Source organism: Frankia canadensis, from assembly GCF_900197875.1.
Lineage (GTDB): Bacteria > Actinomycetota > Actinomycetes > Frankiales > Frankiaceae > Frankia > Frankia canadensis.
The window spans coordinates 1-2,804 of the sequence record NZ_FZMO01000345.1 but is presented as its reverse complement, the minus strand read 5'-3'; the positions used below and the strand labels follow the sequence as shown (position 1 = coordinate 2,804).

The window sequence follows — 2,804 nt, the reverse complement described above, 5'->3', positions numbered from 1 at the left end:
GGCGGTCGGCGGGTCGGCGGGCAGAAACGTCTCGACGGCCAGCTCGGAGACGGTGACGTCCAGCGGGGTGTTGAACGTCGTCATCGTCGAGATCAGCGAGAGCACCTGACCGCCGACGAGGAGATGCATCGGCAGAGCCAGAGCCAGAGCCGGCGGCCGGTGGAGGTCGCCGCCGGCGCGGGCCGGACCATTGGGATGCTGATCGTCTTTCGGGGCGGAGTGCGGGCGGGGATAGGCGACGACTTCCTCGTAGAGCGCGCGCAGGGCGGGTGAATCCCGCGTCAGCATGCTCCGCCGCATTCTCTCCAGCAGGTGCTCCCGCCATTCCGCCAGGTTCACGATCCGCGGCGCGAGCCCCTGCGGATGCAGCGCCACGCGCATCACGTTCACCGGCGGCCGGAGTAGTTCCGTGGGAATACCGGCGAGTAGCGCGTCGGCCGCGCGATTGGTCATCGCCACGTCAAAGGTGCCATGCAGGACCAGCGTCGGGTTCGGCTCGCTGGCCGCGAGCAGCCGGGTGAGCCCGTCGCGGACCGCGGCCATTGCCGGGTCCGCCAGCGGCGTTTCCCGGAAGGTCGGCGCGTAACCCGCCGCCACGAGCAGGTCGTTGCGTTCCCGTACCGGCACGTCGAGGTGTTCGGCCAGCCGCAGGATCATCGCCCGGCTCGGCGTCGACCGCCCGGTCTCCACGAAACTGATGTGCCGGGCGGAACTGTCCGCCCGAAGTGCTAGCTCAAGCTGGCTAAGCCGTCGTCGTCGCCGCCACGCGCGCAGCAGCGGACCGACGCCCGGATGGGCACCCCCGTCCATCGGCGGGCGCGGGCGGTCGGCGGCGGCGGTGTCCGTCATACGTATGACCGTAGCCAGCGTGGGTGGTTCGGGTCGTGTCGCTGTTCGCCCCACAGTGGCCGGATGTCGGCACATTGGGCGGGCCGTGTTTCGTGGGTGGCCGCGGTGATGCCCGGGCGCCGATCACGCGAAAGGTTGCGCGGCTCGCCCGGAACAGGTGGAATCGCCCCGACATGACTGCCCCCGGAGCGTCCGTCCTCGACAAACACCCTGAAGACTCGACGGCCGGTTGCGTGACGCTTGTGCAGGTCTGCGACAGGATGACCGGGTGCCTCCCCGCCGGTCGACATCCCCACGCGCGATCCCGGCCGCCGTGTCCGCTGCCCGGCGTCCCCGCGCGATTTCCGTGACCCTTCACTCTGATACGGATCAGTCTGGTCGGCAGGCGGCGTTGCCGATCCAGGTGCCCCGCCGCCGGCAGCCCGAGGCCGCCGCCCGCATTCCGGTTACGGCCAGTTGCGCGGGTTGTGACGCGACGTGGACCGATCCGGCCACGGCGCACTGCCGTTCGTGCCATCAGTCCTGGCCCTCGGTCGAGGGCTTCGACGAGCATCTCGTCGAATGCCCGGCGCGTCCCGTCATCGCCGCCCGCCGGGCCCGGCGGGATTCCGAACCGTCCGGCGCGGGAGTGGCCTGACACGTACCCGCCGGGCCGGCGGCGCCCGACCCTCTCCGATTCCTCCTGACGGTGGAAACGACGCGTGCGGTGTGTTCACGGTTCCAAGCCCCCGATTCCGTGCGACGGCGAGGTGATGCGGCCGGGAAGCTGTTACGTTCCGGCGCGCAGGCATCTGCGGCGGACGACCATGGCACCTCCGTGCGGCGACCGCGGATGCCGCGTCCATGGCGGGCGGGCACTCGGGACGGAGGGGCCGATGACGGTCTGCGGGCTGGTCCGGTTGGACGGGTTCGATGTGCGGCGGGCGGCGCTGACCGCCATGCTGGCCGCGTCCGCCCACGGGCTGCCGGCCGCGCGCGGGGTGCACATCGACGGGGTGTTCGGCGCGGTCACCGCCGCCGAGCCGGATGCCGACCCCACCCCACCGATCGCCGTGGACGACGCCGGGCTTGTCGTCATCGCGGATCTCGCGTCCTGGTCGGCTGGCCCCCGCCGGGGGCCGTCCCTGTCGGCGGCCGCGGCGGCGACCGCCGCCGCCTACCGGGCCGGAGGCCGGCGGGCGCTGCTGGGCTCGGCCGCGCGGGCCGTCACCGTGGTCTGGGAGCCGGTGCGGTCACGGCTGGTCCTGGCCCGCCCGGGCGGGTCGCGGACCGAGCTGATCACCTGGTCCGACGGCCGGGTGTTCGCCTTCGGCACCGAGGTCGACCAGGTCCTGTCCGCCGGCCCGGTGGTCCCGGGCCGGCGTGCCCGCCCCCGGTGGTTGGGGCGCGGTGAGGTGATCACGGTCGCGGTACCGGTGCCCCGGCGTCGGCCGAGCCTGGCGGCGGTGCGTCCCCAGAGCGCGACCGCGGCGACCCAACCGTTCGGCTGGGCCTGAGGCGGGGACGCTCAGCGCGCGGGGGCCTCGGTGGCGCCCGCCGTGCCCGTCGCGGCCCCGGGACGGCTGGCGACCGCGCCCTGGGCGCCGGCCAGCTGGCCGCGCACCCTGCCGGTGACCCACCGCTCGGCGACGAAGGACAGGAAGGGGATCGTGCCCGCGAGCATGATCAGAACCGCCTTCGGCAGCGGAATGCGACACCGGGTCGCCAGATCGTAGGTGCACAGCAGATACCCGATGTACAGCACGCCGTGGATCGGCCCGACCGCGGCGACGACCACGTCCTGGCCACCGGCGTACTTCAGCGGCATTCCGATGCAGACCAGCAGGATCAGGCCGACCCCGACGACGTAGGCGATGACCCGGTAGCGCAGCAGGGCCGAGCGGATCGCCGGCGCGCTGGACCGCGCGCCGGACGGGTGGGAGGGGGCGGGAAAAGCCGTCATCGGCGGGCTCCGT

Annotated in this window: 4 protein-coding genes; 2 read left to right on the top strand and 2 right to left on the bottom strand. The window is 73.2% G+C overall.

What is annotated here, in order from left to right; genetic code table 11:
• On the bottom strand, window positions 1-849 hold an 849-nt coding region (locus C1A33_RS23155), incomplete at its 3' end, for a helix-turn-helix transcriptional regulator (protein ID WP_243407859.1).
• A gap of 268 nt (window positions 850-1,117) precedes the next feature.
• Between C1A33_RS23155 and C1A33_RS38110 the strand changes: the two genes are divergently transcribed.
• On the top strand, window positions 1,118-1,486 hold the full coding sequence (locus tag C1A33_RS38110; protein ID WP_423748127.1) for an FDXHR family putative zinc-binding protein: 369 nt from the start codon (window positions 1,118-1,120) through the stop codon (window positions 1,484-1,486).
• A gap of 238 nt (window positions 1,487-1,724) precedes the next feature.
• Window positions 1,725-2,345 carry a hypothetical protein gene (locus C1A33_RS23145; RefSeq protein ID WP_101833466.1) on the top strand — a complete coding sequence of 207 codons (621 nt, stop codon included), beginning with the start codon at window positions 1,725-1,727 and terminating at the stop codon, window positions 2,343-2,345.
• A gap of 11 nt (window positions 2,346-2,356) precedes the next feature.
• Here the strand turns inward: C1A33_RS23145 and C1A33_RS23140 are convergent, their stop codons facing one another.
• Window positions 2,357-2,791 (bottom strand): DUF3817 domain-containing protein, encoded by a 435-nt coding sequence (locus C1A33_RS23140; RefSeq protein ID WP_101833468.1) that lies wholly within the window; start codon window positions 2,789-2,791, stop codon window positions 2,357-2,359.
• Window positions 2,792-2,804: the final 13 nt, after the last annotated feature.

What these genes read in the sequence shown, in the direction of transcription:
- C1A33_RS23145 (WP_101833466.1), top strand. Translation starts at nt 1,725, where the DNA reads ATGACGGTCTGCGGGCTGGTCCGGTTGGACGGGTTCGATGTGCGGCGG.
- C1A33_RS23140 (WP_101833468.1), bottom strand. Translation starts at nt 2,791, where the DNA reads ATGACGGCTTTTCCCGCCCCCTCCCACCCGTCCGGCGCGCGGTCCAGC.